Raw genomic sequence first — 26891 nt, forward strand, 5'->3', positions numbered from 1 at the left:
GTTCATTCCTCGCGGCCTCCACCCAGGCCGAGCAGCATCAGCAGCGACTGGAACACGTTGTACAGGCTCAGGTAGACGCCGAGCGTGGCCGTGATGTAGTTGGTCTCGTGGCCATCCTTCACGCGCTTCAGGTCGTGCAGGATGAAGGCCGAGAAGATGCCGATGGCCAGCACCGCGAGCGTGATCATCAGGGCGCCCGACTGGATGAAGAAGTTGGCGATGCCCGCGACCAGCAGCAGGATGGCGCCGATGAAGAGCCACTTGCCCATCGCCGACAGGTCGCGCTTGATGATCGACGACAGGCTGGCCATGCCGAGGAAGATCGCGCCGGTGCCCGCGAAGGCGGTCATCACGAGGCTGGCGCCGTTCTGCATGCCGAGCACCACGCCCAGCATGCGCGACAGCATCAGGCCCATGAAGAAGGTGAAGCCCAGCAGCACCGGCACGCCGGCGGCCGAGTTCTTGGTCTTCTCGATCGCGAACATGAAACCGAAGGCGCCGGCCAGGAAGACCATCATCGAGATGCCGGGCGACATCGCGCGTGCAAGGCCGGTCGACAGGCCGAGCCAGGCGCCCAGCACCGTCGGCACCATCGAGAGGGCCAGAAGCCAGTAGGTGTTGCGCAGCACCTGATTGCGTTCGGCAACGGCCGCAGAACCCGCATGCGGGGAGCCGTAGACCTGGATGTTCTCGTTCATGAATGTCCTTGTGGGTTGAGAAACCGCGCGTGTGCACGCGCATGGGGCCCACTCTAGACTGCGATAGCTTTCGGGAAAAGTCGAATTTTTGACACCATTCATTCGAGTTTTACGTAGTATCGTGTGCTGAGAATGAACTTCAAGCACCTGCATTACTTCTGGGCCGCCGCCAAGGCCGGCGGCATCGTGCGCGCCAGTGAGCAGCTGCACATCACGCCGCAGACGCTGTCGGGCCAGATCAAGCTGCTCGAAGAAAGCCTGGGCTGCAGCCTGTTCCAGAAGCGCGGCCGCGGGCTCGAGCTGACGCCCGAGGGCCGCACCGCGTTGAGCTATGCCGACCAGATCTTCGCGCTCGGCTCCGAACTCGAGGCCGCGCTCGGCAGCCGCGGGGAGGGCGCCCGCGCGCTCGACTTCCGGGTCGGCATCGCCGACGCCGTGCCGAAGTCGATCGCCTACCGGCTGCTCGAACCGGCGCTCGGCATCCCGGAGCCGGTGCGGCTGATCTGCCACGAGGGCAATTTCCGCGACCTGCTCGGCCAGCTCTCGGTGCAGCGCATCGACCTCGTGATCGCCGACGAGCCGATGGGCCGCCAGATCGGCGTCAAGGCCTTCAACCACACGCTGGGCACCACCGCCATGAGCTTTTTCGCCACCGCGGCGCTGAAGCAGACGCTCCAGGGCGAGTTCCCGGCCTGCCTCGACCGTGCGCCGATGCTGATCCAGGGCGCGTCCTCGGCGGCGCGGCAGCGGCTCGACCTGTGGCTGGCGGAGCACCGGCTCAGGCCGCGGCCGATCGGCGAGTTCGACGATGCCGCGCTGCTGAAGGCCTTCGGCGGCGAGGGCCGCGGCGTCTTCATGACGCCCACGGTGCTCGAGGAGGAGACCTGCGCGCAGTACGGGGTCGAGGTCATCGGCCGCGCCGCCGAGCTGATCGAGGAGTTCTTCGCGATCTCGGTCGAGCGCCGCATCACCCATCCCTGCGTGGTCGCCATCACGAGGGCGGCGCGCGGGCGCTTCCATCGGGGCCGCAGCTCCGCATAATCGGCCGTCTCTCCAAGGACCCCCATGAACGCACATCCGGCCGACCGGCCCCGGGTTCCCCAGCCGCCGCTGAAGCCGATCGTCGGCAATCTCGGCGAGCTCGATTCGAAGGCGCCGATCCAGAGCATGATGCGGCTGGCCGGCATCTACGGGCCGATCTTCAAGCTCACGCTGCTGGGCCGCGACGTCTACGTGGTGAGTTCGCAGGCGCTGGTCAACGAGCTCTGCGACGAAACGCGTTTCGTCAAGCGCGTGCACGGCCCGCTGCAGGAGATCCGCGCCTTCGCCGGCGACGGCCTCTTCACCGCCTACAACAGCGAGCCCAACTGGGCCAAGGCGCACCGGCTCCTGATGCCGGCCTTCGGCCCGCTGGGCGTGCGCTCGATGTTCGACCGCATGGTCGACATCGCGCACCAGATGTTCGTCAAATGGGAGCGCTTCGGCCCGTCGGCGGTCGTCGACGTGGCCGACAACATGACGCGGCTGACGCTCGACACCATCGCGCTGTGCGCCTTCGACTACCGCTTCAACAGCTTCTACCAGAACGAGATGCATCCCTTCGTCGCGGCGATGGTCGACGCGCTCGAGGAGGCCGGCCAGCGCGGCCGGCGGCCCGCGATGGTGTCCAACCTGATGGTCGGCACCCGGCGCCGCTACGAGGCCGACCAGCAGATGCTGGCGCGCGTGGCCGAGCAGCTGATCGCCGAGCGCCGCAGCGACCCGCAGGGCGCGGGCAAGGACGACCTGCTCAACGTGATGCTCAACGGGGTCGACCCGGTGAGCGGCGAGAAGCTGTCGGACGAGAACATCCGCTTCCAGATGGTCACCTTCCTGATCGCCGGCCACGAGACCACCAGCGGCCTGCTGTCCTTCGCCTGCTACCTGCTGCTGAAGAACCCCGAGGCGATGCTGAAGGCGCGCGCCATCGTCGACGAGGTGCTCGGCGAGCAGATGCCGAGGGTCGAGCATCTCGCGCAGCTGCGCTACATCGAGCAGATCCTGATGGAGTCGCTGCGCCTGTGGCCGACCGCGCCGGCCTTCGGCGTCAAGCCGGTCGCCGACACGGTGCTGGCGGGCCGCTATCCGCTCACGACCCGGGACACCTTGCTGGTGCTGCAGCCGGCGCTGCATCGCGACCCGGCCGTGTGGGGCGAGGACGCCGAGGCCTTCCGCCCCGAGCGCTTCGAGCCCGACACGGCCGAGAAGCTGCCGCCCAATGCCTGGAAGCCCTTCGGCAACGGCGCCCGGGCCTGCATCGGCCGGCCGTTTGCGATGCAGGAGGCGCAGCTGGTGATCGCGATGCTGCTGCAGCGTTTCGACATCGTGATGGACGATCCGTCCTACCAGCTCGAGATCGCCGAAACGCTGACCATCAAGCCGCACGGCCTGAAGATCCGCGCCCGCAGCCGGGGGGGTGCCAATGGCTTCGCGCTGCGCAGCGCCATTCCGTCGGTGCCGCAGCGGCTGGTGAAGGAGCCGGTGGACGAGGTCGCGCTGCCGCCCGACGCACCGACGCTGCTGGTGCTGTACGGCAGCAACACCGGCTCCTGCGAGATGTTCGCCCGCCGCATTGCGGCCGAAGCGCCGCGGCAGGGTTACGCCGCCACGGTCGCCACGCTCGACGAGTACGCAGGGGCATTGAAGGGCGGCACGCCGGTGGTGGTGGTCACGGCCTCCTACGAGGGCCAGGCGCCGGACAACGCGAAGAAGTTCCTGTCATGGCTGGAGGGCTGCGCGCCGGGCACGCTGGACGGCGTCCGCTTCGCGCTGCTGGGCTGCGGCAACCGGCAATGGGCGCGGACCTACCAGGCGGTGCCCAAGCGGGTCGACGCCGCGCTCGCCGCGGCCGGTGCCGTGCGCCTGCGGCCGCGCGGCGAGGCCGATGCCGGCGGCGATTTCTTCGGCGCTTTCGAGGAGTGGTCCGGCGCGCTGTGGGACGACCCGGGCGTGGCGCTCGGGCGCACGGTGGCCGACAAGCCATCGGCGCCGAGCTTCGATGTGGAGGTCCTCAAGTCGGCCCGCGAGCGCGCGCTGGCACTCAACGAACTCGAACTCGGCACCGTGGTCGAGAACCGCCAGCTGGTGAACATGGGCGCCGCCGGTGCGCGCTCCAAGCGCCATCTGCAGATCGCGCTGCCGGCCGGCATGCGCTACCGCAGCGGCGACTACCTCGCAGTGCTGCCGCGCAACCCGGACGCCAGCGTGGCGCGCGCGCTGGCGCGCTTCGGCCTCGCCGGCGACACGCAGATCGTGATCCGCAAGCAGGCCGGCACCGCTTCCGCGCTGCCCGGCGACTACCCGATCGGCGCCGCCGAGGTGCTGGCGGGCTATGTCGAGCTGGCGCAGCCCGCGACCCGCGCGCAGGTCGGCCAGCTCGCCGAGGCGACGCCGTGCCCGCCCGAGCGCCAGGCGCTCGAACGCTTGGCTGGCGAGCAGGCGTATGCCGACGAAGTGCTGGCAAGGCGCGTCAGCGTGCTCGACCTGCTCGAGCGCACGCCGTCCTGCGGCATCGGACTGGCAGGCTTTCTCGGCATGCTGCCCACGCTCAGGGCGCGCCAGTACTCGATCTCCTCGTCACCGCTCGCCGATGAGGCCGAGGCCAGCCTGACCTTCGCGGTGGTCGATGCGCCCGCGCTGTCGGGGCAGGGCGAATTCCAGGGCGTGGCCTCGACCTACCTGGCGCGCCTGCAGGCCGGCGACCGGGTGTCGGTCGCGGTGCGGCCCTCGCAATCCGGCTTCCGTCCGCCGGCCGATCCGAAGACCCCGATCGTGATGGTGTGCGCCGGCACCGGCGTCGCGCCCTTTCGCGGCTTCCTGCAGGAGCGCGCCTGGCAGAAGGCGGCCGGCCGCGAGGTCGGCCCGGCGCTGCTCTTCTTCGGCATCGACGATCCGGAGGTCGACTACCTGTACCGCGAGGAGTTCGCGGCCTGGGAGGCGGCGGGCGTGGTCGAGCTGCGGGCTGCATTCTCGGCCCGGCCCGAGGGCGATGTCATGTTCGTGCAACACCGCGTCTGGCAGGACCGGGCCGACATCGGCGCGTTCTTTCGCCAGGGCGCGCAGTTCTATGTCTGCGGCGACGGCAGGCACATGGCGCCGGCGGTGCGCGAGACCTTCATCCACATCTACCAGCGCGCGACCGGCAGCGACGATGCCGCGGCCGAGGCCTGGGTCGACCGCATGGAGCACGAGCACGGGCGCTACGTGTCGGATGTGTTTGCTTGAGTGACGACCTGGGCCGTGTCGCGCAATAGTGCAAATGCACTATTCGGGCGACCGGGCGGAGCCGCGAGACTGTGGCCCAGATTTCTCGGTCGACCCATGCTCACTCTCAGTCGGAAAGAAAAGATCCTTCGCAAAGCCGGCATCACGGTGCCGCCGTTTCCGGCCCGCCGCCTGCCGCTGCAGGAGCGTCACTTGCACATGCGCGCCAGGGTGCCGCAGGAGGAGCGGGACGCCGACGCCGAGCAGCGCGCCGCGGTGCAGGCGTGGAAGCAGACGGTCAATGCGCTGCACGCCGCGCACGTGGAAGGTCGGTTCAGACCAGGGCGCCAGGGATCGTCATGATGTCCCAGGCGCCGCCGAAGCCGCTCGGCGTCGGGCGTTCGACCACGGGCTGGAAGCTGGCCAGCACCTGGCTGCCTGCCGCCTGCGCGGCCTGATAGGAAGGCAGCGGGCCGCTGGCCGAATCGATCACCTGACAGGGGCCCAGCCGCAGCCAGCCGCCGGGTCGGACGATCAGCCAGTAATAGTGGCCGGCGATGGGTTCTTCGATGACGAGGCTCAGGTCAGGCTTCATGTGCTGCGAGTTCAAACTCATGTGCTGAGCCGGCATTGAATCGAAGGCGCGCGGGCGCGCCAAGGAAATAGATCACGCCGGGGAACCCTATTTGCCCCGATCCCGGCCGGACGGGGCCCCCGCCGTCCGGAGGACAATCGGGGAATCTCCCGCTCGAACCCTGAAAACCCGAACATGCCCCCACTCGACGACCCCTTCCACGATGCCGAGGTCGGCTCCCGCGACAGCACGCTCGATACCACCCGGATCGACGACGTGCGCATCGGCGCGGTCCGCCCGCTCATGACCCCCGCGCTGCTGCAGGAGCGCGTGCCGGTGCGCGACAACACGCTGGCGCTGGTGGAAAGCAGCCGCGCCGCGATCGCCGACGTGCTGCACGGCCGCGACGACCGCCTGGTGGTGGTGGTCGGGCCCTGCTCGATCCACGACCACGACCAGGCGATCGAGTACGCGCAGCGCCTGAAGTCGGTCGCCGACCGGCTGCAGGACGACCTGCTGATCGTGATGCGCGCCTACTTCGAGAAGCCGCGCACCACCGTGGGCTGGAAGGGCTACATCAACGATCCGCACCTCGACGGCAGCTTCGCGATCAACGAAGGGCTGGAGCGCGCACGGCGCCTGCTGCTGGAGCTGACCACGCTGGGGCTGCCGACCGGCACCGAGTTCCTCGACCTGCTGAGCCCGCAGTTCATCGCCGACCTGATCGCCTGGGGCGCCATCGGCGCGCGCACCACCGAGAGCCAGAGCCATCGGCAGCTGGCCTCGGGCCTGAGTTGCCCGGTCGGCTTCAAGAACGGCACCGACGGCAGCGTCAAGGTCGCGGCCGACGCGATCCTCGCGGCCCGTGCGCCGCACGCCTTCATGGGCATGACCAAGATGGGCATGGCGGCGATCTTCGAGACCCGTGGCAACGACGACTGCCACGTCATCCTGCGCGGCGGCAAGGCGCCCAACTATTCCGCCGCGGACGTGGCGGCGAGCTGCGACGCGCTGGCCGCCAACGGCCTCAGGCCGCAGGTGATGATCGACGTCTCGCATGGCAACAGCAGCAAGCAGCACCAGCGCCAGATCGTGGTCGCGGCCGAGGTGGCGGCGCAGATCGCGGCCGGCGAAGCGCGCATCACCGGCGTGATGATCGAGAGCCACCTCGAGGAGGGGCGGCAGGACCTGTTGCCGGGGGTGGCGCTCAGGCACGGCGTCTCGATCACCGATGCCTGCATCGGCTTCGCGCAGACGGTGCCGGTGCTCGAGGGGCTGGCCTCCGCGGTCAAGGCGCGGCGGCGTCTGGCGACGGCGTGATGGGCGCGCGGGCTGCCTTGTCCCCGGTGCTCCAGGTCCGGAATCTGCGCTTCGCCTACCCGGGGCAGCCGCCGCTGGCGTTCGGCTGGACCGGTGCCATCGGCCCGGGCGTGACGCTGTTGCATGGCGACACGGGCAGCGGCAAGTCGACCCTGCTGCGCGTGATGGCCGGGGCTCTGGCCGCTGACGGCGAGTTGGCGCTGGTGGGTGCGCGCCTCGACGAAGACGCGCGGGCCTACGGGAGCGGCGTCTTCTTCGTCGATCCGGCCACCGACGCATTCGATCCGCTCACCGTGCGCGCCTGCACGGCCGCGCTGCGCGTCGGCGACGCGCGCTTCGACGAGGCCGCGTGGCAGTCGCTGGCCGACGGCTTCGGGCTGGCGCCGCATCTCGACAAGTCGATGTACATGCTGTCCACCGGGTCGAAGCGCAAGGTCTGGCTGGCCGCCGCGCTGGCTTCCGGACGGCCGCTGATCCTGCTCGACGAACCGACCGGCGGACTCGACGCCGCATCGATCCGCTGCCTCTGGCGCGCCCTGGCCGAGAAGGCGCGGGGCTCGCTGCAGGCCGTGGTGGTGGCCAGCGGCGAGCGCACTGAGATGCCTGGGCTGGCCGCGACCCTCGAGCTGCCGCTGCGCTGAGGCCGGCGGCCGGGCCGCCAGCGCGGCGAAGTCCGCGCTTCGCACGGACGGGCGGCCTGCTGCTGCCCCCTCGGGGGCAGCGACGACACGGAGTGTGGAACGTGGGGGTCCGTGTTATGCCAGAAGGGAGGGCTGCGGCTCGGTCCTCGGCTCGACATCCAGCAGCGTGCCGCGGCAGTTCGCTGCGCCGCAATGGCAGGGATAGTCGGACGGTGCCGAGCCGTCGTCGGCCGTGAGGCCGTAGTCGATGAAAAGCTCGTCGCCGGCCTCGACCGGCACCAGCGTCTGGAACCTGAGCTCCAGCCGGCCGGCGGCGTCGTACTCCTCGACCGCCTCGCAGTTCGGGTCGCAGGAATGGTTGAGGTGGCGGGTGGCGTTGCCGCCCTTGCCGGCGTCGATGATTTCCTCGTTGGAGAGCTTGAACAGATAGGTCAGCTGGCCGTCCCATTTCCGGCCGGCGACCTGCTCGGCCGTGTAGCGGCGGCCTTCGTAGAGACCCAGCAGGGCGTGGGCGGGCAGCGGCCGGGTGGCGAACGCGCCCAGCCCGTGAACGCCGCTGGGCGACACCCGCAGGCAGGGGGTGGAGGAATCGGATCTTCTGGCGGCGGTCATGGCAGGGAGGAAACGGAATGCGGGGAGGCGAACGAGGCGCCCAGGAGGTGGCCATCGCGGGCGCGCAGGCGGGCGGGCTCGCATCGTACATCGGCCGCGGAGGCCGCTCCTGGTGCCCATGCGGGGCATTGGCGATAGGAAAAAGACCCGGCACTCCGACTAAGCTATAGCCTTGTTCCAAACAACGCGGTGATTCCCATGACTTCGACATACGCCCAAATCCAGAAGAAGATCGCCCTGCTGCAGCGACAGGCTGACTCGCTGCGCGAGAAAGAAGTCGCTGGTGTGATCGAGCGCATCAAGGTGGCGATTGCGCACTATGGCTTGACTGCACAGCACCTGGGCTTCGGGGCCGATACAGCGCGAGCGCGACCCGGCGCCGTAGCTCGTAGGAAGGTGGCCGTCGCGGCGACGGCCAAGTACAGCGACGGTGCCGGCAACGGCTGGTCGGGCCGCGGACCTCGCCCGCGTTGGCTGCGCGAAGCGCTGGCGGCCGGAAAATCGCTCGACGACTTCAGGGTTGGCGCTGCGCCCCGGAAGGCGTCGCGTCCCGCCAAGAATGCGGCTCGGCAGCAGCGGCGTCCATCGAGCGCGCTGTACCGCGACGACGCGGGCCATTCGTGGACCGGTCGCGGTCCGCAGCCTCGTTGGCTCAAGGAAGCTCTGGCGCAAGGCAAGACCCTGAGCGATCTGACGGCCAGTTGACGGGCCCGCGGGCGCGAGCCGGGCGTGCGCCGGCTTGCCGGCCGCGGCGGAGGCGAGGTCGGCCGATCAGGGCGTCGGCATTGAACGGTTCCGTGCATTTGTACGCAATTCGCGAGATACCTCAGGCTGTAGTCCATTCGGCCTCATTGCGACCCCTCGACAATCGCGCCAAGCCTCGCTCTCCACGCATGAAAGCATCTCTCTTCCTCGGAACGCTGAATCGAATCCGCAGTCGCCTTCGGCGCCTGGTCGGCCGGCCGATGCGCCCGATGCCGCGTGCGGTGGCGTCCGTGCCCCTGCCCGTGGCGCCGTTCCCCCGGGTCGCGGCGCCGAGGCCGATTCAGGACGCCCCCCAGTTGACGACGCCGGCCGCCGCGCCGATGCGGGCTGTGGCCGTGGCGGTGCGATCCGAGCCCGCGGCGGTCCAGGTGCAAGTCCAGGCCACGGCCGCAGCTCAGCCCCCCGCGCGGACGATGCGTTCGCTCGAGGAGGTCCGGGCCGATCTGGCCCGGCTGCGCCAAAGCGCGAAGGAGCGCCATGCACGGGCCTTGGTGCCGGTCCGGCGCGACATCAGTTTCGAGCCGACCGACTTCATGGACTTCGCCAAGCCGGCCGAAGCGCCCGAGGAGTCCTTCGAAGCGACGGCGTTCCTGGACTTCACCACCCTGAAGCCACGCGCCGGGCACTGAGGCCTGTTCACAGGCCCTGATCATCCGGCCGTGCGGCGCGCCTTCAATCGGCCTTCAGGATGGTCTCGCCCTTGATCGGACCCCAGTCGCGGATGTTGTGGCGCCTCCGCTTCCAGCCGGCATAGGTGCGCCGCAGGTTCACGACCGAAATGAAGTAGTACAGCACCTTGAACATCCGGAGCGAGCGCCGGTAGGCCGCTCCGTGATGGATGTCGGCCGCCAGCAGCGACATCAGGCCCTGCTTGGCCTTGAAGAGGTTGTTGGGGTGCATGAACATGTCGCGGATCGTCGGATTGGTGACCCGGTAGATGAACCATGAATAGTCCCGCGGCCCCACACGCATGCGCTTTTCCAATGCCTTGCGCGCGGCCGGCAACTCGGCCGGCCGGTCGAGCGCCGTCGCCACCAGGTCGGCGCCGTCGAAGGCGCTTTGCATCGCGAGGAACACGCCCGACGAGAACATCGGGTCGATGAAGGTGAAGGCGTCGCCGACCATCAGGTAGCGCTCGCCGGTGCCATGGGTGCTCGAATAGGAGAAATTGCCTGTCGCGTGCACCACGTCATCGATCAGCGTGGCGTCCTTCAGCCGGTCGTGCAGCTCGGGGCACAGCGCGATGGTGTCGCGGAAGTACTCCCTCAGCGGCTTGTCGCGCGCCTTCAGATAGTAGGCCCAGCACACCGCGCCGACGCTGGTGCTGCCGTCGGCCAGCGGAATGAACCAGAACCAGCCATGCTCGAACCAGCAGATGCTGATGTTCCCCTCGCGCCGGCCCTCGAGCCGCCGCGCATTGCGGAAGTGACCGAACAGCGCCGTGCTGTTGTGCTCCGGATTCCTTTTCCTGGACCCGAACTTGCTCGCCAGCAGCGTGTCGCGGCCACTGGCATCGACCACGAAGCGCACACGCCAGCGGCGAGCGCTGCCGTCGTCCAGCGCCGCGTGTACTGTCGCACCCGCGTCGTCGAAGTCCACCTGCCGTACCTTCGCCCCCTCGATCGTCAACGCGCCCTCGCGGGCGGCGTGGCGGAACAGCAGTTCGTCCAGTTCCGAGCGTCGAACCTGCCAGGCCGATTCCTTGGATGGGTCCCAGCCCTCGGAAAAATCCACATAGCTGCGGTAGTCGAGGTCCGGCGGAACGAACTCGATGCCGAACTTGGGCATGCCGATCTTCTCGACCTGATCGAGCACCCCGAGCCTTCTGAACAGCTCGACGTTGCCCGGCAGCAGCGACTCGCCGATGTGGAAGCGCGGGTGATGCTCCTTCTCCAGCAGCACCACGCGCCGCCCTTCGCGCGCGAGCAGCGTGGCGATGGTCGAGCCGGCCGGTCCGCCGCCGATGACCAGGACATCGCATTCGTGGGCTGCTTCCATGGGTTCGATATTCCTTTTCCAGATTGACCCGAACGGGGCCCGCATTGTGCCTTCGGCAAGGCGCCGAGATCCCGGGGCGCGAATGACTAAGATGGCGGCCCCGAACTGTGAGAGGACATGTGGAATGAAGACCGGACCGATGCTGATGAGGCTGGCGGCAGGGGTTGTTGTCGCGGGTGCCGTGGGCGCCGCGGGTGCCGCCGAGCCGCTCCGCGGCCCGGCCACGGCGTCGCCGGGTGCGCCCGCAGCGATCGAGGGGCCGACCTGGCGCCTCACCGACGTCCGGGGATTCGACGCCGCGGCACTCCCCGCCGGACCGCGATCGGTCACGGCGCGCTTCAAGGGGGGCCGGGTCGACGGCTTCTCGGGCTGCAACCGGTATTTCGGCTCCTACACCTTCAAGCAAGACCGGCTGGTCATCGGCCCGCTGGCCGGGTCCATGATGGCCTGCGATGAGGCGTCGATGGCGGTCGAGACGGCAGTGAAGCGGGCGCTGTCGGGCGCATTTCGCCCTGTGCTCGCCGAAGATCGTCTGAGCCTGCTGGCCGATGGCGGCGAGGCCGTGCTCGCCTTCAAGGCGGAGCCTGTGCCGGTGCTCGCCGGACTGCGGTCGAACATCACCGGCTTCAACAACGGCCGGCAGGCGGTCGTGAGTCCGCTGCTCGGCACCACGCTCTCGCTGTCGTTCGGCGACGGCATCGTGAAGGGCTTCGGCGGCTGCAACACGTTCCGCGCCAGCTACACCACCGACGGCGACCGCATTGCCGTGGGGCCCGTGGCCGCCACCCGCAGGGCCTGCCCCGCGGAGGGCGTGATGCAGCAGGAGAGGGAGTTCATCGCGGCCCTGAAGTCGACCACGACCTGGGCCTTCAGCGGCGCATTCCTCGACATGCACCGCCCCGACGGCGCGCGCACGCTGATCGGCAGCCGCGAGGCCGACTAGCTCACCATCCGGACTGCTGTTGCCTGCCGCCCCTGATGTTCCCGGCGACACCGCCAGCGAGGCCGCCGATCGCCGCTCCCGTCCAGGCGTCGCCGCCGGAGATCGCCGCGATGCCAGCCCCGCCCGCGGCACCCATGGCGGCGCCGCTCATCGTTCCCTGCTGCCGCGGGGTCATGTCCGTGCAGCTCGCCGTGAGCGTCATGGCCGCAACGATCAACACCCATTCCAGTCGTTTCATGTTCGATCTCCCTCACTTGTTCTTTTGCAGGCCGGGCAGAACCGTCTCGAACCACAAGGTATCCAGCACCGGCCGCTTCAGCTTGGCCGGATTGGCCGCGTACCAGCGGTCGAGGCCTTCGCGAACGGAGTCCAGTGTCTGGCCCTGCATGCCCTTGGCCATGCGCGGCACGAAGTTCTGGGCGTCCGTCGGCGGGTTCTCCGCGAAGTAGGCGGTCTGGACCTGGACCAGGTTGGCGATGCCGATGAGGTACGCCTTCTTCACGGCCTCGCTCGAGGTGGTCCATTGCTCGCCCGTGACCAGCGGAAGCTCGGCGGCCCGGGCCGGGATCGCGGCCATCGCCAGCGTCATGCACGCCGCGATCACGGCGGTGCGCATCTGCAGTTTCATTGTCATCGCCTTCTCCATCGATAAGTCGTTTGCATCGAGTCGCCGGTGGATATTGAGCGTGGCTTGCGGCGTATGTCAAACACATCGAAGACGGGCCCGCGGGCGCGATGTGCTCAGACGCGCACGCGCAGCCGCATGCGAAGACCGATCGGGGTCATCGTGAAGGCGAGTTGCTCGCGCGCCGGCTCGCCGTCGGGCGTGTCGACGCTGGTGATGTCGAAGCGGTTCAGCAGCTGCACCATCGCCATCTTCATTTCGAGCAGCGCGAGGTAGCGTCCCGGGCACATGCGCGGGCCGGCCCCGAAGGGCATCGAGGTGCGCTTCGCGCTGGCGGCCATGGCGCCGGCCGGGCCATCGGCCAGCCAGCGCTCGGGCTCGAAGGCCGCGGCGCGCGGCAGGTGGCTGTCGCTGACGCTGTCGCGGCGCATCAGGTTGATGAGCACCGTCCCGCTCGGCACCTGCACGTCGCCGACCTGTGTGTCGCGCTTGGCCTGCAGCGCGAGGATCGGCGCCACGGGCTTGAGCCGCATGGTCTCGTGCGCGCAGGCCTCGACGTAGTCCAGTTGCGCCAACTGCTCGAAAGTCGGCAGCGCCGAGTCGCCGACCACGCGGTGCACCTCGTCGGCCGCGCGCTGCAGTGCCGCCGGATGTCGCCACAGCAGGTCGATCATCCAGGCGATGGTGTTGGCGGTCGTGTCCTCGCCGGCCAGCAGCATCGTGAACACGTTGCCCGCCACCTGCAGGTCGGTGATGCCGCTGCCGGGCTGGTCGGCCGCCGCGAGCATCGCCTCGAGCAGGTTGCGCGGATGCGCGCGCAGTTCGGGGTCGGTCTCCAGGCGGCTGCGCGCTTGGGCGATGAACTGCGCCACCGCTTCGTTGACCGCCTGCACGCCGCGCTTCAGTTCGCGGTCGGCCTGGGTCGGAATCAGCCGCCAGGTCGGCAGCGGCGCCAGCATGCGCTTGACCAGGGCCGGGAAGATCTTGTCGAGATGCTGCTGGATCACGTCGCCATCGGACTCCAGCGTGTTGACCTCGGCGCCGAACGCGAGCCCGGCGATGGTGTCGACCGTGTAGCGCATCAGGTCGGCCTGGAGATCGATCGCGTCGCCGCGCCGCGTGGCGGCCAGCCAGCGGCGGCCGAGACGCTCGGCGACCGTCTGCAGCGACGGGAAATAGCCCCGGACATGGGCTGGGTCGAAGCTCGCCATGACCATGCGCCGCTGCCGCCGCCAGTCCTCGCCTTCGGCGCCGAAAAGGCCGGGCCTGAGGCCCATCTCGCGGGCCACGGTGGCGAGGCGGTTGGTGCGCTTGAAGCCTTCGGGCCGGTCGCGCAGGATGGCGGCCACGGCCGCGTGGTCGCCGACGATGAGCAGCCGGCGCCGACCCAGCTGCAGCTTGAAGAAGGGGCCGAATTCGCGGCACCACTGTTCCAGCTGCTGGTGCATGCGCGGGGCGTCGATCTGCAGCAGGTTGCCGATCAGCGGGGCGCCGCGCGGGCCCGGCAGGTCGTCGATGCGGCGCAAGGCGGTGGTTTCCATGCTCATGCGATCCGGGTGAAGCCGTCGCCGCTCCAGCGCTCGCTGCCGACGCCGTGGTGGACGAAGAACAGGCCCTCCGGATCGTAGCGCTCCTTGGCCGCGAGCAGCCGGGGATAGTTGGCGCCCCAGAACGACTGCTGCCAGTCGGGCTCGAAGTAGTTGCTCTCCGACAGGTAGGAGCCCGGCCGCGGGACCAGCCGTCGCAGCTCGTCCACCGCGCGTCCGATCGCGGCTGCCTGGCGCCGCGCCAGCCCGGCGTCGGGCTCGTGCCCGGCAACCCCGGGAAAGGCCGGCGGGCCGTTGGCGCCGCAGATCACGAGCGCGAAGGCGTCCAGCACGGCCGGATTCATCGCGGTGTCCCGGGCCGCGGCGATGGCCTCGGCAGGCGCACCGGCAAGCCCCTTGTTGACGTGCATCGACACGCCCCAGTGCCGGCTGGCGGCGAACAGCGCATCGACCAGGGCCTGACGGCGGCCCGCTTGCAGCAGGGCCGCGGGCAGCCAGGCCGACTGATAGCCGTGCAGCATCTGGCCGGCCTGGCCCTGGTCGCCGGGCCAGAACACGTTGCCTTCCGGCGCACCGGGCCGGTCGTCGGTGCTGATGAAGCCGAGCACGCGCTTGACCAGGGTCGGCGCCCAGAAGTCGCGGGCCGAGGTGGACACGATCTTGAGCGGTGAGAACTCGATCTTGAACTCGTCGGGCGACGCCTCGACCGCGTCCAGGAAAGGCGCCCAGACCTCCTGCGCCTGGCTTCGGCTGAGGCCCTGGAACACCATCGCGATGCGCAGCGTGTTGTCTGGCCGCAGGCGGATCTGTTCGCCCCAGTGCGGGTTGTGCAGGCTTCGCGCGTAGAAGTCGACGATCAGGCCGATCAGGCGGCGGAAGGCGGGCGCGGAGGACGCCCTGATCGCCATGTTGACCGCACCGAAGGATTCCGGCAGCGCATGCACCCGCAGCGTGAGGCGGGTGACCACGCCCAGGCTGCCTCCGCCGCCGCCCTTGAGGCCCCAGAACAGCTCCGGCTCGCTGCAGGCATTGGCGACCCGTACCTGGCCGTCGGCCGTCACCACCTCGGCCTCGAGCAGGCTGCCCGAGGCCAGCCCGAAGGCCTTGGAGAAGCTGCCGAAGCCACCGCTCTGTACCAGCCCGGCGACGCCGACCGTCATGCATCCGCCCCCCTGCACGTAGCCCCCTCCCCGGGTGCTGACCGCGTCGTAGACATGGGCCCACACCGCACCGGCGCCGACCGAGACCGCGCGCGTCGGCGCCGTCCGCCCCGCGCAGCCCCTGGCGACGAACGCATCGTGCAGCGTGACCTCGTTCATCCTGCGCGTCCAGAGCAGCAGGGAATCGGGTGCATTGGAGGTGCCCTGGTAGCTGTGGCCGCCGCCCTTGACGACCAGGCGCAAGCGGTTCTGGCGCGCGAAGTCGACCGCGGCCGCCACGTCGCCGGTGCTGCGTGCGGACACCGCATAGACGCTCGGGCTCGAGGTCCAGGCATCGACCCAGCCCAGGGTCTGCGTGAGGCCGATCTCGTCGCCGAGGAAGTAGGGGTTCCCGGCCGCCTTGAAGAACTGGGTGCAGGCAGGCCCTGCGGGCGCATCCAGGCAAGCCGAGAACGGCGACTGCACCTTGACCAGCGCATCGCCGCCCAACTGTTCGCCGAACTGCTTCCAGCGCGCCTCGGAGGGCCAGGCCGGATCGCCGGGGCGAACGCGGGAGCCCGCCGCGGGCCCCGCCGAGGCGCGCATCGGCGCGAGCATCCACGGCAGGTTGCCGCAACAGATCGGAGCCGCGGAGGCCAGCTGCAAGAGACGTCTTCTATGCACAGGACCCTTTCGCCGGAGACTGCGTTCGAGGAGCCGGCTGCAGTATGCCGAACCCGTGCGGCGAAGTCTCCTTTTCGCGCTCGAGACGGCGCCGGCGGGCCGACCGCTGGGGGAGGGACCTGCGCGTCAGGCCTGCTGTTCGATCGCGGCTTGCACGATCGGCCGCGCCCAATCGGGTGTGGCCTCCAGGGCCGAGGCATCGTCGGCTGCGGGGAAGACCAGCCGGCCGCCGATCATCTCGAGCAGCAGCACCGGGTCGGGAATCTCCTCGCCCGGCGCCGCTTCGGCGCTGTTGTCGAACACCTGCAGGCGCGCCAGCAGCGGCAACAGCCGGATCAGGTTCATGCGCGAGCTGATCCAGCGTTCGCGGATCTTGGCGACGGGAATGTCGTGGCCGCCGCTCGCGACCCGCGCATGGACCCGCCGCAGATGCATCTCGGCCGAGGCGAGGCCGCAGAAGATCATCACGACATCGTGGGTGCGCGAGGCCTTGGCGAGCAGTTCGGGAATGGTGCTGGCGCCCAGGGTGGTCTCGAAGGCGTGGTTGCGTCGCTGGGCGAGCGCGGCGGCGAGCTGGACGCGGCCGTATTCCCAGGCGCGGCCGTTGGCATCCTCGACGTCAAGGCCGAGCTGCGCGACCAGTTCGCGCGCATAGCTGTCGGGGTTGTACCAGGCCAGGCCGTGCTCGGCGAGCAGGGCGCCGCCGACCGAGCTCTTGCCCGCGCCGTTGACGCCGGCCAGCACGAAGATGAAGGGCCGCGCAGCGCCAGCCGCGGCCATCAGAACGAAGCGCCGGCCTTCGGCCGCCGGGCCAGCTTGCCCCGGGCCTCGAACAGGGCGTCGACCCGCTGGGCGGCGCCAGGCTGCTGCAGCACGGCCAGGCGGCTGTCGAAGCGGCCGGCCAGTTCTTCCAGCACCGTCTGCTCGCGGGCGTTGAGGGTCAGCAGGTCCTCGGTGAGCTGCTGGTAGGTGGCGGCGTCGAGCAATACCATCTCGACCGCGGCATGGTTCGTGATGGCCACGCTGCCGCTCTGGCGAACCTGGCGCACGACGTCGCCCCACTTGTTCTTCACCTGGGAGGCGTTCTGGCGCGGCAGGTCGTGGAGGGCGGGCAGGGCGGTGATCATGGCAAGCTCCGGCTGTGGAATTGCCATTATGGCAAAAATAGCCAAATTGTGCGCGCAGACCGATACCGACCCATGACGATGCCTGCGATCCGCTCATCCGACATTGCGGCTCTCTTCCATTCCGATGACCACGTGAACATGGCTCTCGCGGCTGACCAGGAAGTGCGCGACCAGCACGTCGCCGGTGCCCATCGGCGCTGCGTGCACCTGGAACCACCGGCGCTCGTCGGGCGAATGGCACGGGTACTCGCAGGTGAACACGTCGCGATCGCCCTGCATCACTTCGTCGAGCCCCTGCAGGATGTGCAACGCCGACTCGTCGGCGATGGCGCTGCGGCGACAAACCTCGAGGTAGTTCACGCCGGGGCCGATCGCACCGGCCCCGGGGTTGCCGTTGCGCTCGGCAAATTCGCTCCACGCCCGATTGACGAATCGAATCACCCCGCGCCGGTCGACGACCGCCACGATCCCCGCCAGCGCGTCGATCACGTCCTGCAGCGTCTTGTGGGTCGCGCGGCTCAAGAGCCTCGGCAGCGCGTGGGTGTCGTCAAGTCTTGCATGCCCCGGGTCTTCGTCCGACCGGTCGGACGATCGCATCGCATCGGAGTCGGGGTTGAACGCGGGCGGCTCGCCGGCGAGCGGAATGAGGACGTCCAGCACGGCGCCGCTTCCGGGCGTGCTGCCGAAGTGCATGCTGCCGCCCAGTGCGCGCACCCGCTCCTGGATGCCCAGGATCCCGAACGCTTCGGGCTTGCGCCTGTCGGCAGTGACGATGCCGCGGCCATCGTCACTGACACGAACCGATACCGACCTTGCCGGCGCCAAAGCGAGCTGGATGTGCACCTCGCTGGCCTGAGAATGCTTGGCGACATTGTTGAGTGCTTCCTGCACGATGCGGTACAGGCAGAGTGCAATCGCCGGCGTTTCCATCAATGCGTCGGACACAGGGTCCGGCGCGTCGATCGTGCAGGCGACACCGGTCTGCTGGCCGAACTGGGCGACCAGCATTTCCAAGGCTGGCGTCAGGCCGAGGTCTTCCAGCATCGGCGGGCGCAGGTCGTTCACGATGCGGCGGGTCGACAGCACGGCCTTCTCGGCCAGGCAGTCAGCGTCGGCGACCAGCGGCAGCAGTTCCGGCGCCTGGGCGCCGAAGCGCTCGCCGATGCCGCGCAAATCCATGCGGATCGCCGCCAGCGTCTGCTGCAGGTCGTCATGCAATTCACGCGCGATCCGCTTGCGTTCCTCTTCCTGGACCCGGTCGCGCGATGCAATCAGCCGTTGCATCGCGACGTGGGAAGACTCCAGGTCTTCCTGCACCTCCTTGATCGCGCTGACGTCCCGGCTCGTGACCACGGCGCCAACGATCGTGCCTTCCTTCGAACAGATGGGTGCAAAGCTGTAGCTGCCTATCCACGTTTCGCCGGTGTCCTTGCGCCGCAGCCTGTACTCGACGTTGGTCGCCACCTCTCCGCGCAGCGCCCTGGGAACCGCCCATTGCTCAAGCGGCGCCGGATCGCCGTTGGGCATGCGCACATCCATGATCTCCGGGTACTCCGCGAGCGTCCGCCGGCAGGCAGACTTGTCCGCAAATCGGTGAAACGACGCGAAGGCGTCGTTGAACTCGACAAATCGGCCCTCGGTGTCGGAGATGAACACCGCATCGCTCATGCTCGAAAGCGCTGCCTGCAGCTTCGAGGCGCCGGCCCGCAGTTCCGCCTCGGCCTGCTTGCGTTCGGTGATGTCGCGCAGGATGACCGTGTACAACGGGTGGCCGGCGATGGACAGATGGGAGATCGCGCCCTCGATCGGGAACTCCACGCCGTCGGCGCGCAGGCCGACCAGCTCCCGCTGCCGCCCCATCCGGCGTTCGGTGATCGGGTTGGTGCCAAACGCCTGGACATATCGCCTGTGACCCTCCCGATACCGTTCAGGAACGAGGCGACCCAGTGGCGAGCCGATCAGGCGGTCCTGCGGGCAACGGAACATCCTTGCCGCCGCAGGGTTGGCCTGCACGATGACCTGATCCTCGTTGGCCGTCACGATGGCATCGACCGCCGATTCGAAGATGCCACGCAGTCGCGCTTCGCTGATCGCTCGCGCGTCGAGCATCTGGTTGATCTGCCGCGCGACCGACCTGATCTCGGGCGGGCCGGTGACTTCGGCGCGGATCGCATCTCCGCTCGCCGCGATCTGCGCGGCCGTTGCCTCGAGACGCGCAATGGGATTGGCAATGGCCGCGCTCAGGCGCCACGCCAGGCCCAGCGCGAGCAGGCAAAGCCCCAGACCGACGGCGATGGTTCGCTGGAGGGCGGCGTGGTACTCCGAAAGCACATCGGCCTCCGGGAGGCTGGCGATCACCCGCCAGTCCACGCCGGGCAGCGTCGACAGAGCAAACAGCCGCGGAACGCCGTCTCGCCCGACCCCGGCGAAATGGCCTTCGCGCGCACTCCCCAGCGGATCTGCCTCGCCGTCCCTGGGGCGCGAGCCGATGAATTGCGCCGCGTCCTTCGAGCGAAGAAGAATGGCGCCGGTTCGATCCACCACCGTCACGAGCGCGTTCTTCGGGGTCGCGTCGAGCAACTCCTCGCTGAGCGTCAACAAATCCACGGTCACCACCAGCACGCCTGTCTGCGCTGCCTTCTGATCGCGAATGGGATAGCTCAGCGCCGTCAGCTTTCTCCCGGTGCGCCCGTCGACGAACAAGTTGCTTGCCGCGAACACGCCGGCTGCGAAGACCGGCTCCCATGCGGCGGCCTCTGCGTCCGCAGTCCGTGGGACCGGACTCGGTTCGAAAGAGCAGATGGTGTGGCCCCGAGCGTCCCGGATCGCGTACCCCAGTGACGCGGGGACCGGCAGCAGATACTCGGCAACGACCGGGTCGCAGCGCTGCGGATCCATGGCCCTGACCAACGGCCGCGCGGACAGCCGCTCGAGCATCGTCTCGAACCGATCGAGCACGCGTTGCAGGTCCGCCGCCGAGCCGTTGGCGAGGATTCGGACCTTGTCGTGCGCGGTATCGTGTATCCGACGCGCTTCGGCCGCGAGGACCGACGCCACGAGCGCTGCGAACGCGAGCATGACCGCGCCTGTCAGCAGGACGATTCGGCTGCGAAGCGACAGATTCTCGAACCACGAAGCCATTGAATCCCTTGCCGTTCGGCGGATCTCGGGTGGACACGACCACCTTCGGCCCGCGAGGTTCACAAAGTCGAATGCCGAGGCATTGTCCTATTTCTGAAGGCGATCGACAGCGGGTGCGGAACGCTCCAAAAAAACGGCCTTTTCGACCGAATCATTGAGCATGCGCATTTCGCGATGCTTCGATTCGATGCAGCATGGAACCACGTCAATGAGGCGGGGCGAGGTGAAATGGTGAAAGTGCTGTTGGTCGACGATTCGGTGGCAATTCAGCAGAGCTTCGGGGCGCTGCTGACGAATGCGCCGGAAGTCGAGATCGTCGGTTGCGCGGAGGACACCGCCACGGCCGTGGCATCGATCGCTTCGAATCAGCCGGATCTCATTGTCCTGGACGTCAAGCTGCGCGGGCATGATCGAGGCATCGATGTGCTGCGTCACGTCAGGCAGCATTATCCCGACATCAAGGTGGTCGTCTTTTCCCAGTTCAACTGGACGTCCATGCGCAAGAGCCATATGGACGCCGGCGCGCTCGCCTACTTCGACAAGGCGACCGAATTCCAGCAAGCCCGGGACTGTATCGCGGCGCTTTCGCAATCTCAGGCCGCGCAGGCCGCCAGTGCGAAGCCGTGAGATTTCGCCTTGCTGGGCGCGCGCGTGCCTTGTGCGAAACGCTGCAATGCCGCGAGGTCGAGGATCTCCACCCTGCGTTGATCCACCTTGACCAGGCGCAAGGCCCCCAATGCCGCGAACGAACGGCTGATGGTTTCGTGCGCGACGCCAAGGTAGCTTCCGATGTCGCGGCGCGTCATCAGCAAGCGCAGGGATCTGGCGGATTGGCCGCAGGTCGACATGCGCTGCGACAGATGCATCAGGAATCGCGCCAGTCGAACTTCGGCCGCGACGGCAGCCATCATGTCGGCCAGCTGCGTCAGATCGATCATCGCGCTGCTCACGGCACGCATCACGCCGCGATAGAACGCCGGCAGGCTCTGCGCCAGCGCATAGAAGTCGGGCAATGCGATGGCGTAGACGCTCGCATCTTCCAGCGCAACCGCCGCCATGAGGTGGCAATCCCCGGACAGGGCATCGCACCCCAGCAAGTCGCCGCGACGCGCGAATCCGAAGACCTGCTCGTAGCCATCTTCTGCGGTATGAAACGCCTTGAAGGTTCCTGCGCGGACGATGTAGATGGAAGGCGCCGGGCTGCCTTCGAAGAACAGCGATTCGCCGGCACGCAGACGGCGCACGGTGAGCGGGGTGTCCGGCGGTTGCTGGCCCTGGCCGACGGGGACGCCGAGAAGAGCGAGCATTTCATGCAGGACGGTCGGTTCGCTTCGCTCGATGCCGGCAAGTGGCACGCGATGGGCAGTGAACGAGGACTGCATATCAAGGACTGGAACGGTATTCATCGGGAGCCTCCAGGAGTGCGACGACGAACGGGTGTCAGGCGCCACGACGGAGCTTGCGCCTGGTTGTTGCTTTTTGAACGTAGGCTCGACGCCCGGAATCTGGGCGGAGTTGTGGTCTTCTTCTTAGCTTTTTCCTACAAGGCATTCGGAATATTCCGAACCACGACCAGCCAGCTGCCTCTTGCTTGCTCCATCGCCTTCGTAGGGATCTACTGCTTGATATTCGTCGACAGAAAGGCGAGCATGAGCCAATATGCGGCCTCCGAACAGGACATGGTATGCATGAAAACGAGGGATTCGGGACTGCTGCGAAGGATCGGGAGGCGCCCATGGCAGCGCCGCCGCGGTCGGGCGCGCCCGCCATCCGCATGCTTCTGGTCGACGATCACACCATCGTCCGAGAGGGCCTGAAGCGCGTGCTCGATCCGCTGGGCAACGGTTGGGAACTGACTGAAGCAGTCACAGGCTTCCAGGCGCTTGAACTCCTGCGCGAGAGTGAATTCGACCTGGCGTTGGTCGACCTGTCGATGCCGGGCATGACCGGCCTGGAACTGGTCCGCCGCATCAAGGCCGACTTCGCGAGCGTGCGCATACTTGTACTCAGCATGCATGCAGAGGAGCAATACGCGTTGCGGGCGTTCAAGGCCGGCGCCAATGGCTATGTCACCAAGGATGTCGCGGCGGCGGAACTGGTCACGGCGGTGCGCAGGGTGGCCGCGGGTGGCGCCTATATCACTGCGAGCCTGGCCGAGCAGGTGGTGCAGCAGCTCAATGGGATGTCCGACGCCCCGCGACACGCAATGCTGTCCGACCGCGAGATCGAGGTGCTGCGACGCATCGCCGCCGGGCAGCGCCTCACCGAGATCGGCGAGGCGCTCCACCTGTCGGTGAAGACCGTCAGCACGTACAAGACGCGCATCCAGGAAAAACTCCAGGTTGCAAGCACGGCCGAGCTGGTACGTTATGCGTTGGAAAACCATATCGACGATCCCGCGTGCCTTCAGGCGCACCACTAGCCGCTTGACAGGATCGGATTGCCATTGAACTTCAGCCCACAAGAAAAGGAGGCGACATGCGCGCTCTGAACGTCCGGCTCGCACGCCTCCTCGTGCTCGCCGTCTCCGTGTTTTCGCTGGTGGTGGGTGCGCAGCCGGCGCAGACCTTCTCCAGGGAACAACTCGATCAGATGATGGCGCCCATTGCGCTGTACCCGGATTCGCTGCTCTCGCAGGTGCTGATGGCCTCGACCTATCCCGCCGATGTCGCCGATGCTGCCAGATGGTCGAAGGCGAATCCGGACCAGAAGGGGGACGCGGCGCTGAAGCTGGTGGCCAACCAGCCCTGGGACCCGAGCGTGCAGTCGCTGGTGGCCTTCCCGCAGGTGCTGCAGACGATGGGCGACAAGCCCGACTGGGTGCAGAACCTCGGCGACGCCTTCCTCGCCTCGTCCAAGGACGTGCTCGACTCGGCGCAGCGGCTGCGCAGCGCGGCGCAGAAGACGGGCAGCCTGAAGAGCTCCGAGCAGCAGAAGGTCATCGTCGAGCAGGAGCCGCAGACCCAGCAGACGGTCATCAAGATCGAGCCCGCAAATCCTGAGGTGGTGTACGTGCCGTCGTACAACCCTGCCGTGGTGTACGGCACCTGGCCCTATCCGGCGTATCCGCCGTACTACTATCCGCCGGCGCCCTATTACTACCCGGGCGCCGCGCTGGCGACCGGCATCGCCTTCGGTGTCGGGGTGGCTGCCACGGCCGCCCTCTGGGGCAACGCCAACTGGGGCGGCGGGAACGTCAACGTCAACGTCAACCGCTACAACAGCGTCAACGCCAACCGGCAGCTCAACGCCAGCCAGTCGAACTTCCAGCACAACGCGGCCAATCGGCGCGGCGTTCCGTACCGGGATTCGGCGAGCCAGCAGCAGTTCGGGAAGAACGTGGGCGGTGCCGACCAGCGCAACGACTACCGTGGACGCGACGCGGCGCAGGCCGGCACCCGCGATGCGCAGCGCCAGCAGGCGCAGTCGCAGTTGCAGCAGCGCGGCATGGATCCGGGACAGGGCCGCGACCAGCTTCGCAACGATCCGGCGACACGGGATCGCGCGCAGGCCGCGGCCGGGCAAGGCGGCGCCGGTCGCGATCGCGGCGGGCAGGGCCCGGGGGGCGCAGGCGGCGCTGGACCGGGCGACCGTGGCGGTGCGGGCGGAGGCGGATTGGGATCCGGAGGCGACCGGGGCGGCCCTGGCGGACCTGGCGGCGCGGGCGGCGCGGGCGGTGCGGGCTCGGGCGGCCGAGGCGGCGGCGACAACGCGCTGAGAGGCGCCGGAGACACCGGCAACCAGGCGCGCCAGCAAGCGAGTCGCGGCGATGCCAGCCGCCAATCCATGTCCCAAAACCGTGGCGGAGCCGGCGGCGGCGGGTCGCACGCGGGAGCAGGAGCCGGAGGTGCGCGCCCCAGTGCGGGCGGCGGTGGTGCGCGCCCCAGTGGGGGCGGCGGCGGCGGCGCCCGGATGGGCGGCGGAGGCGGTGGGCGGGGCGGCGGCGGCGGCCGAGGCCGCTGACAGGAGACACACATGGCGCAATCGACACCACTTCAGCGCATCGGGACTTCGCTCCTGAGCGCCACCCTCTTCAAGCGCTTCGCGGCGGCCCTGGCCGTCACGCTGTCGCTCGCTTCGGGACCTGCGTTCGCGCAGCGCGCCTATCCGACCCCCGATGCGGCCGCGGAAGCCTTCGTGGACGCTGTTTCGCGCGTCGACGGCGACGCCCTGCGCATCGTGCTCGGTGCCGACTGGAGGCGCTTCGTTCCGGTCGCCGGCGTCGATGCGGATGACGTCTACAACTTTCTAGGCGCCTGGGCCAAGCGCCACCGGATCGTGCTCGAGACTCCGGACAAGGCGCTGCTCGCGGCTGGCGAGGGCGACTGGACCTTGCCAGTGCCGATCGTCAAGACCCCCGCCGGCTGGCGATTCGATCCGCGTGCGGGCGCCGACGCCATGCGCAGCCGGCGCATCGGCCGCAACGAACTGGCCGCGATGCAGGCGGCACTGGCCTACTTCGATGCCCAGAAGGAATACGCGCAGAAGGATCGCGACGGCAACGGCGTGCTGGAGTACGCGCAGAAGTTCGCAAGTTCACCCGGCAAGCACGACGGCCTGTACTGGCCGGATGCTACGGGGCAGGACGAGAGCCCGCTCGGGCCGCTGTATGCCCCCCGCACGGCCGGCGAGGGCTACCACGGCTACCACTTCAGGATCCTCAAGGCCCAGGGCAAGGATGCGCCGGGCGGTGCCTACGACTACGTGATCGGCGGCCGGATGAGGGGCGGGTTCGCGCTCGTCGCATGGCCCGTGCGCTACGGAGAAACCGGCGTGATGAGCTTCCTGGTCAGCCATGACGGCATCTTGTACGAGAAGGACCTGGGGCCGGGCAGCGACGCCGCCGCGCGCGCGTTGTCGCGCTTCAATCCGGATTCGAGCTGGCGCAAGGTGGACGTGCCCGGCAGTTGACGTGCGCCCGCGTGCCGCCGCCCCCCCTGGACAGGCCAGGAGCCCCTCGTGAAGACTCCTCCCCAAGACAGTGACGGCGCTTCGCCGCTTCGCTGGCTTCCGGGCTGGCGGACGCTGCGATCCTATGAACTCGCCTGGTTGCGCCACGACCTGACCGCCGGGCTCGTGCTGACCACGATGCTGGTGCCGGTCGGCATCGCCTACGCCGAAGCATCGGGCGTGGGCGGCATCTACGGCCTCTACGCCACCATCGTGCCGCTGCTCGCCTATGCGCTGTTCGGGCCCAGCCGCATCCTGGTGCTGGGCCCGGATTCCGCACTCGCGGCCTTGATCCTCGCGGTCGTCGCGCCGCTCTCCGGCGGCGATCCCCTGCGCGCGATCGCGCTGGCCAGTGCGATGGCGATCGTTTCCGGCCTCGTCTGCATCTCCGCGGGCGTGGCGCGGCTCGGCTTCGTGACCGAGCTGCTCTCGAAGCCGATCCGCTATGGCTACATGAACGGGATCGCGCTCACCGTGATCGTGAGTCAGCTGCCGAAGCTGTTCGGGTTCTCCGTCGAGGCCGAAGGGCCGCACCGGCAGGTCTGGGAATTTGCCCAGGGCCTGCTGTCCGGCAAGCCGAATCCGACCGCCCTGGTCGTCGGCGCGAGCACGCTGGCGGGCATCCTGGTCCTGCAGCGGCTGCCGCGCGTGCCGGCGGTTCTGGTCGCGGTCGTGGTCGCGACGGTGGCCGCCGATGTGCTCGACCTCGCAGCGCGTGCCGGCATTTCGGTGCTCGGCGTCCTGCCGCAGGGCCTGCCGGCGCCATCCCTGCCGATCATCGGCCTGGACGACATCGCTCCGGTTCTGCTCGGGGGCCTGGCCGTTGCGCTGGTGTCCTTCGCGGACACGAGCGTGCTCTCGCGCGTGTACGCCGCGAGGATGCACACGCCGCCGGCCCCGAACCAGGAAATGATCGGCCTCGGCGTCGCCAACCTCGCGGCTGGTTTTTTTCAGGGCATGCCGATCAGCAGCAGCTCGTCGCGCACACCGGTGGCCGAAGCCGCCGGTGCGCGCACGCAACTCACCGGCGTGGTTGGCGCCCTTGCCATCACGGCGCTGCTGGTGGTAGCACCGAACCTGCTGCGGGATCTGCCAAGTGCGGCTCTCGCGGCCGTGGTGATCGCGGCGGCCATCGGTCTCATCGAAGTCGCCGACCTGCGCCGCATCTATCGCATCCAGCAGTGGGAGTTCTGGCTGTCGATGGTCTGCTTCGCCGGTGTGGCCCTGTTCGGCGCGATCCCCGGTATCGGCATCGCGGTCGTCATCGCCGTGATCGAGTTCCTTTGGGACGGCTGGCGACCCCATTCGGCCGTGCTCGGGCGGGCCGACAGCGTCGAGGGCTATCACGACATCACCCGCTATCCGCAGGCCAGCCGCATCCCGGGCCTGGTGCTGTTCCGCTGGGATGCACCGCTCTTCTTCGCGAACGCGGAGCTCTTTCGCGACCGGGTGCGCGCGGCGGTGGCGAGTTCGCCGACGCCTGTGCGCTGGGTCGTGGTCGCGGCCGAGCCGGTGACGAGCGTCGACGTGACCGCCGCGGACATCGTGGCGGAACTCGACGACAGCCTGCTCGCCGAGAACATCGAACTGTGCTTCGCGGAGATGAAGGATCCGGTGAAGGACAAGCTCAAGCGCTTCGGACTCTTCGCGCGCTTCGGCGCCGAGACCTTCTACCCGACGCTCGAAGAGGCCGTGCGGGCCTACTTGCGCAGCAACCCTGTCGATCGGGACGAGCGGGAAGACGAAAGCCCGCAGCCGGGTCAGGCGAAGCCCTGATACCGGGCGATGGCCTGGTCCACGCCCATGAACATCCGCTCGCGGCCCAGGGTCTCGCCCAGCGGCGATCGCTGGCGCACGCGACCGCGCGAATGGTGCGCACGGCGAG

At 68.7% G+C, this 26891-nt stretch carries 25 protein-coding genes; 13 read left to right on the forward strand and 12 right to left on the reverse strand.

The window, feature by feature from the left end; all coding sequences use genetic code 11:
- Positions 1-2 precede the first annotated feature (2 nt).
- Positions 3-698 (reverse strand): Bax inhibitor-1 family protein, encoded by a 696-nt coding sequence (locus AC1D2O_RS17565; protein WP_478085615.1) that lies wholly within the window; start codon positions 696-698, stop codon positions 3-5.
- A 132-nt stretch (positions 699-830) separates the two neighbouring features.
- Between AC1D2O_RS17565 and nhaR the strand changes: the two genes are divergently transcribed.
- The 3 genes from nhaR to AC1D2O_RS17580 all read left to right on the forward strand — a co-directional run bounded on the left by nhaR (position 831) and on the right by AC1D2O_RS17580 (position 5303).
- The gene (gene nhaR, locus AC1D2O_RS17570; RefSeq protein WP_478085613.1) at positions 831-1739 is read left to right on the forward strand and encodes a transcriptional activator NhaR; all 909 of its coding nucleotides are present in this window, start codon (positions 831-833) and stop codon (positions 1737-1739) included.
- A gap of 24 nt (positions 1740-1763) precedes the next feature.
- Positions 1764-4961, forward strand: coding sequence for a bifunctional cytochrome P450/NADPH--P450 reductase (locus tag AC1D2O_RS17575; RefSeq protein WP_478157622.1), 3198 nt, complete (start codon positions 1764-1766; stop codon positions 4959-4961).
- A 96-nt stretch (positions 4962-5057) separates the two neighbouring features.
- Positions 5058-5303 carry a hypothetical protein gene (locus AC1D2O_RS17580; RefSeq protein ID WP_478085611.1) on the forward strand — a complete coding sequence of 82 codons (246 nt, stop codon included), beginning with the start codon at positions 5058-5060 and terminating at the stop codon, positions 5301-5303.
- Here AC1D2O_RS17580 and AC1D2O_RS17585 read toward each other — a convergent pair.
- Positions 5275-5556, reverse strand: a complete 282-nt coding sequence (locus AC1D2O_RS17585) for a hypothetical protein (RefSeq protein WP_478085610.1) — start codon at positions 5554-5556, stop codon at positions 5275-5277. The two genes, AC1D2O_RS17580 and AC1D2O_RS17585, sit on opposite strands and share 29 nt — an antisense overlap.
- Before the next feature lie 153 nt (positions 5557-5709).
- Between AC1D2O_RS17585 and AC1D2O_RS17590 the strand changes: the two genes are divergently transcribed.
- Together AC1D2O_RS17590 and AC1D2O_RS17595 are read left to right on the forward strand one after the other, a co-directional pair.
- Positions 5710-6834, forward strand: coding sequence for a 3-deoxy-7-phosphoheptulonate synthase (locus tag AC1D2O_RS17590; RefSeq protein WP_478085608.1), 1125 nt, complete (start codon positions 5710-5712; stop codon positions 6832-6834).
- On the forward strand, positions 6834-7475 hold the full coding sequence (locus tag AC1D2O_RS17595; protein ID WP_478157624.1) for an ABC transporter ATP-binding protein: 642 nt from the start codon (positions 6834-6836) through the stop codon (positions 7473-7475). The genes AC1D2O_RS17590 and AC1D2O_RS17595 overlap by 1 nt, the downstream gene beginning before the upstream one ends.
- 114 nt (positions 7476-7589) lie before the next feature.
- Here AC1D2O_RS17595 and AC1D2O_RS17600 read toward each other — a convergent pair whose 3' ends face one another.
- A complete protein-coding gene (locus tag AC1D2O_RS17600; RefSeq protein WP_478085606.1) occupies positions 7590-8087 on the reverse strand; it encodes an SET domain-containing protein in 498 nt (165 codons plus the stop codon).
- A 198-nt stretch (positions 8088-8285) separates the two neighbouring features.
- Between AC1D2O_RS17600 and AC1D2O_RS17605 the strand changes: the two genes are divergently transcribed.
- Complete coding sequence (locus AC1D2O_RS17605) at positions 8286-8792, forward strand: H-NS family nucleoid-associated regulatory protein (protein WP_478085604.1); 507 nt, start codon at positions 8286-8288, stop codon at positions 8790-8792.
- A 188-nt stretch (positions 8793-8980) separates the two neighbouring features.
- Positions 8981-9481, forward strand: coding sequence for a hypothetical protein (locus tag AC1D2O_RS17610; RefSeq protein ID WP_478085603.1), 501 nt, complete (start codon positions 8981-8983; stop codon positions 9479-9481).
- Between the two features lie 43 nt (positions 9482-9524).
- Here the strand turns inward: AC1D2O_RS17610 and AC1D2O_RS17615 are convergent, their stop codons facing one another.
- Positions 9525-10850, reverse strand: coding sequence for an NAD(P)/FAD-dependent oxidoreductase (locus tag AC1D2O_RS17615; protein WP_478157626.1), 1326 nt, complete (start codon positions 10848-10850; stop codon positions 9525-9527).
- A 124-nt stretch (positions 10851-10974) separates the two neighbouring features.
- On the opposite strand from AC1D2O_RS17615, the gene AC1D2O_RS17620 reads away from it, so the two are divergent.
- On the forward strand, positions 10975-11793 hold the full coding sequence (locus AC1D2O_RS17620) for an META domain-containing protein (protein WP_478157628.1): 819 nt from the start codon (positions 10975-10977) through the stop codon (positions 11791-11793).
- A 1-nt stretch (position 11794) separates the two neighbouring features.
- On the opposite strand, the gene AC1D2O_RS17625 is transcribed toward AC1D2O_RS17620, so the two are convergent.
- The 7 genes from AC1D2O_RS17625 to AC1D2O_RS17655 form a co-directional block, all read right to left on the reverse strand.
- A complete protein-coding gene (locus AC1D2O_RS17625) occupies positions 11795-12031 on the reverse strand; it encodes a hypothetical protein (protein ID WP_478085598.1) in 237 nt (78 codons plus the stop codon).
- Positions 12032-12043: 12 nt separating this feature from the next.
- On the reverse strand, positions 12044-12427 hold the full coding sequence (locus tag AC1D2O_RS17630) for a hypothetical protein (RefSeq protein WP_478085597.1): 384 nt from the start codon (positions 12425-12427) through the stop codon (positions 12044-12046).
- A 107-nt stretch (positions 12428-12534) separates the two neighbouring features.
- The gene (locus AC1D2O_RS17635; RefSeq protein WP_478157629.1) at positions 12535-13959 is read right to left on the reverse strand and encodes a cytochrome P450; all 1425 of its coding nucleotides are present in this window, start codon (positions 13957-13959) and stop codon (positions 12535-12537) included.
- Between the two features lie 2 nt (positions 13960-13961).
- On the reverse strand, positions 13962-15770 hold the full coding sequence (locus AC1D2O_RS17640; RefSeq protein WP_478090396.1) for an FAD-binding oxidoreductase: 1809 nt from the start codon (positions 15768-15770) through the stop codon (positions 13962-13964).
- A 144-nt stretch (positions 15771-15914) separates the two neighbouring features.
- Complete coding sequence (locus AC1D2O_RS17645; protein ID WP_478090397.1) at positions 15915-16568, reverse strand: ATPase; 654 nt, start codon at positions 16566-16568, stop codon at positions 15915-15917.
- On the reverse strand, positions 16568-16915 hold the full coding sequence (locus tag AC1D2O_RS17650) for a type II toxin-antitoxin system prevent-host-death family antitoxin (protein ID WP_478090398.1): 348 nt from the start codon (positions 16913-16915) through the stop codon (positions 16568-16570). Before AC1D2O_RS17650 ends, AC1D2O_RS17645 begins: the two co-directional genes overlap by 1 nt.
- A 93-nt stretch (positions 16916-17008) precedes the next feature.
- On the reverse strand, positions 17009-20056 hold the full coding sequence (locus tag AC1D2O_RS17655; protein WP_478157630.1) for a PAS domain S-box protein: 3048 nt from the start codon (positions 20054-20056) through the stop codon (positions 17009-17011).
- 174 nt (positions 20057-20230) lie between these two features.
- Here AC1D2O_RS17655 and AC1D2O_RS17660 point away from each other — a divergent pair, with 174 nt between their 5' ends.
- A complete protein-coding gene (locus tag AC1D2O_RS17660; protein WP_478090400.1) occupies positions 20231-20683 on the forward strand; it encodes a response regulator in 453 nt (150 codons plus the stop codon).
- On the opposite strand, the gene AC1D2O_RS17665 is transcribed toward AC1D2O_RS17660, so the two are convergent.
- Positions 20650-21507, reverse strand: coding sequence for a Crp/Fnr family transcriptional regulator (locus AC1D2O_RS17665; protein WP_478157631.1), 858 nt, complete (start codon positions 21505-21507; stop codon positions 20650-20652). The genes AC1D2O_RS17660 and AC1D2O_RS17665 overlap by 34 nt on opposite strands.
- Positions 21508-21791: 284 nt before the next feature.
- On the opposite strand from AC1D2O_RS17665, the gene AC1D2O_RS17670 reads away from it, so the two are divergent.
- From AC1D2O_RS17670 to AC1D2O_RS17685, 4 genes are read left to right on the forward strand one after another with little or no spacing between them, the layout of a single operon-like run.
- Complete coding sequence (locus AC1D2O_RS17670) at positions 21792-22478, forward strand: response regulator (protein ID WP_478157662.1); 687 nt, start codon at positions 21792-21794, stop codon at positions 22476-22478.
- A 56-nt stretch (positions 22479-22534) separates the two neighbouring features.
- Positions 22535-24019: a DUF3300 domain-containing protein gene (locus AC1D2O_RS17675; protein ID WP_478157632.1), complete on the forward strand. Its 1485-nt coding sequence runs from the start codon at positions 22535-22537 to the stop codon at positions 24017-24019.
- 12 nt (positions 24020-24031) lie between these two features.
- Positions 24032-24967 carry a DUF2950 domain-containing protein gene (locus AC1D2O_RS17680; RefSeq protein WP_478157633.1) on the forward strand — a complete coding sequence of 312 codons (936 nt, stop codon included), beginning with the start codon at positions 24032-24034 and terminating at the stop codon, positions 24965-24967.
- 48 nt (positions 24968-25015) lie between these two features.
- On the forward strand, positions 25016-26782 hold the full coding sequence (locus AC1D2O_RS17685; RefSeq protein ID WP_478157634.1) for a SulP family inorganic anion transporter: 1767 nt from the start codon (positions 25016-25018) through the stop codon (positions 26780-26782).
- The last annotated feature ends 109 nt before the right edge of the window (positions 26783-26891 follow it).

The organism is Variovorax sp. P1_G12 (genome assembly GCF_056405555.1).

What these genes read in the sequence shown, in the direction of transcription:
- AC1D2O_RS17565 (WP_478085615.1), bottom strand. Translation starts at nt 698, where the DNA reads ATGAACGAGAACATCCAGGTCTACGGCTCCCCGCATGCGGGTTCTGCG.
- nhaR (WP_478085613.1), top strand. Translation starts at nt 831, where the DNA reads ATGAACTTCAAGCACCTGCATTACTTCTGGGCCGCCGCCAAGGCCGGC.
- AC1D2O_RS17575 (WP_478157622.1), top strand. Translation starts at nt 1,764, where the DNA reads ATGAACGCACATCCGGCCGACCGGCCCCGGGTTCCCCAGCCGCCGCTG.
- AC1D2O_RS17580 (WP_478085611.1), top strand. Translation starts at nt 5,058, where the DNA reads ATGCTCACTCTCAGTCGGAAAGAAAAGATCCTTCGCAAAGCCGGCATC.
- AC1D2O_RS17585 (WP_478085610.1), bottom strand. Translation starts at nt 5,556, where the DNA reads ATGAGTTTGAACTCGCAGCACATGAAGCCTGACCTGAGCCTCGTCATC.
- AC1D2O_RS17590 (WP_478085608.1), top strand. Translation starts at nt 5,710, where the DNA reads ATGCCCCCACTCGACGACCCCTTCCACGATGCCGAGGTCGGCTCCCGC.
- AC1D2O_RS17595 (WP_478157624.1), top strand. Translation starts at nt 6,834, where the DNA reads ATGGGCGCGCGGGCTGCCTTGTCCCCGGTGCTCCAGGTCCGGAATCTG.
- AC1D2O_RS17600 (WP_478085606.1), bottom strand. Translation starts at nt 8,087, where the DNA reads ATGACCGCCGCCAGAAGATCCGATTCCTCCACCCCCTGCCTGCGGGTG.
- AC1D2O_RS17605 (WP_478085604.1), top strand. Translation starts at nt 8,286, where the DNA reads ATGACTTCGACATACGCCCAAATCCAGAAGAAGATCGCCCTGCTGCAG.
- AC1D2O_RS17610 (WP_478085603.1), top strand. Translation starts at nt 8,981, where the DNA reads ATGAAAGCATCTCTCTTCCTCGGAACGCTGAATCGAATCCGCAGTCGC.
- AC1D2O_RS17615 (WP_478157626.1), bottom strand. Translation starts at nt 10,850, where the DNA reads ATGGAAGCAGCCCACGAATGCGATGTCCTGGTCATCGGCGGCGGACCG.
- AC1D2O_RS17620 (WP_478157628.1), top strand. Translation starts at nt 10,975, where the DNA reads ATGAAGACCGGACCGATGCTGATGAGGCTGGCGGCAGGGGTTGTTGTC.
- AC1D2O_RS17625 (WP_478085598.1), bottom strand. Translation starts at nt 12,031, where the DNA reads ATGAAACGACTGGAATGGGTGTTGATCGTTGCGGCCATGACGCTCACG.
- AC1D2O_RS17630 (WP_478085597.1), bottom strand. Translation starts at nt 12,427, where the DNA reads ATGACAATGAAACTGCAGATGCGCACCGCCGTGATCGCGGCGTGCATG.
- AC1D2O_RS17635 (WP_478157629.1), bottom strand. Translation starts at nt 13,959, where the DNA reads ATGGAAACCACCGCCTTGCGCCGCATCGACGACCTGCCGGGCCCGCGC.
- AC1D2O_RS17645 (WP_478090397.1), bottom strand. Translation starts at nt 16,568, where the DNA reads ATGGCCGCGGCTGGCGCTGCGCGGCCCTTCATCTTCGTGCTGGCCGGC.
- AC1D2O_RS17650 (WP_478090398.1), bottom strand. Translation starts at nt 16,915, where the DNA reads ATGATCACCGCCCTGCCCGCCCTCCACGACCTGCCGCGCCAGAACGCC.
- AC1D2O_RS17655 (WP_478157630.1), bottom strand. Translation starts at nt 20,056, where the DNA reads ATGGCTTCGTGGTTCGAGAATCTGTCGCTTCGCAGCCGAATCGTCCTG.
- AC1D2O_RS17660 (WP_478090400.1), top strand. Translation starts at nt 20,231, where the DNA reads ATGCTTCGATTCGATGCAGCATGGAACCACGTCAATGAGGCGGGGCGA.
- AC1D2O_RS17670 (WP_478157662.1), top strand. Translation starts at nt 21,792, where the DNA reads ATGGCAGCGCCGCCGCGGTCGGGCGCGCCCGCCATCCGCATGCTTCTG.
- AC1D2O_RS17675 (WP_478157632.1), top strand. Translation starts at nt 22,535, where the DNA reads ATGCGCGCTCTGAACGTCCGGCTCGCACGCCTCCTCGTGCTCGCCGTC.
- AC1D2O_RS17680 (WP_478157633.1), top strand. Translation starts at nt 24,032, where the DNA reads ATGGCGCAATCGACACCACTTCAGCGCATCGGGACTTCGCTCCTGAGC.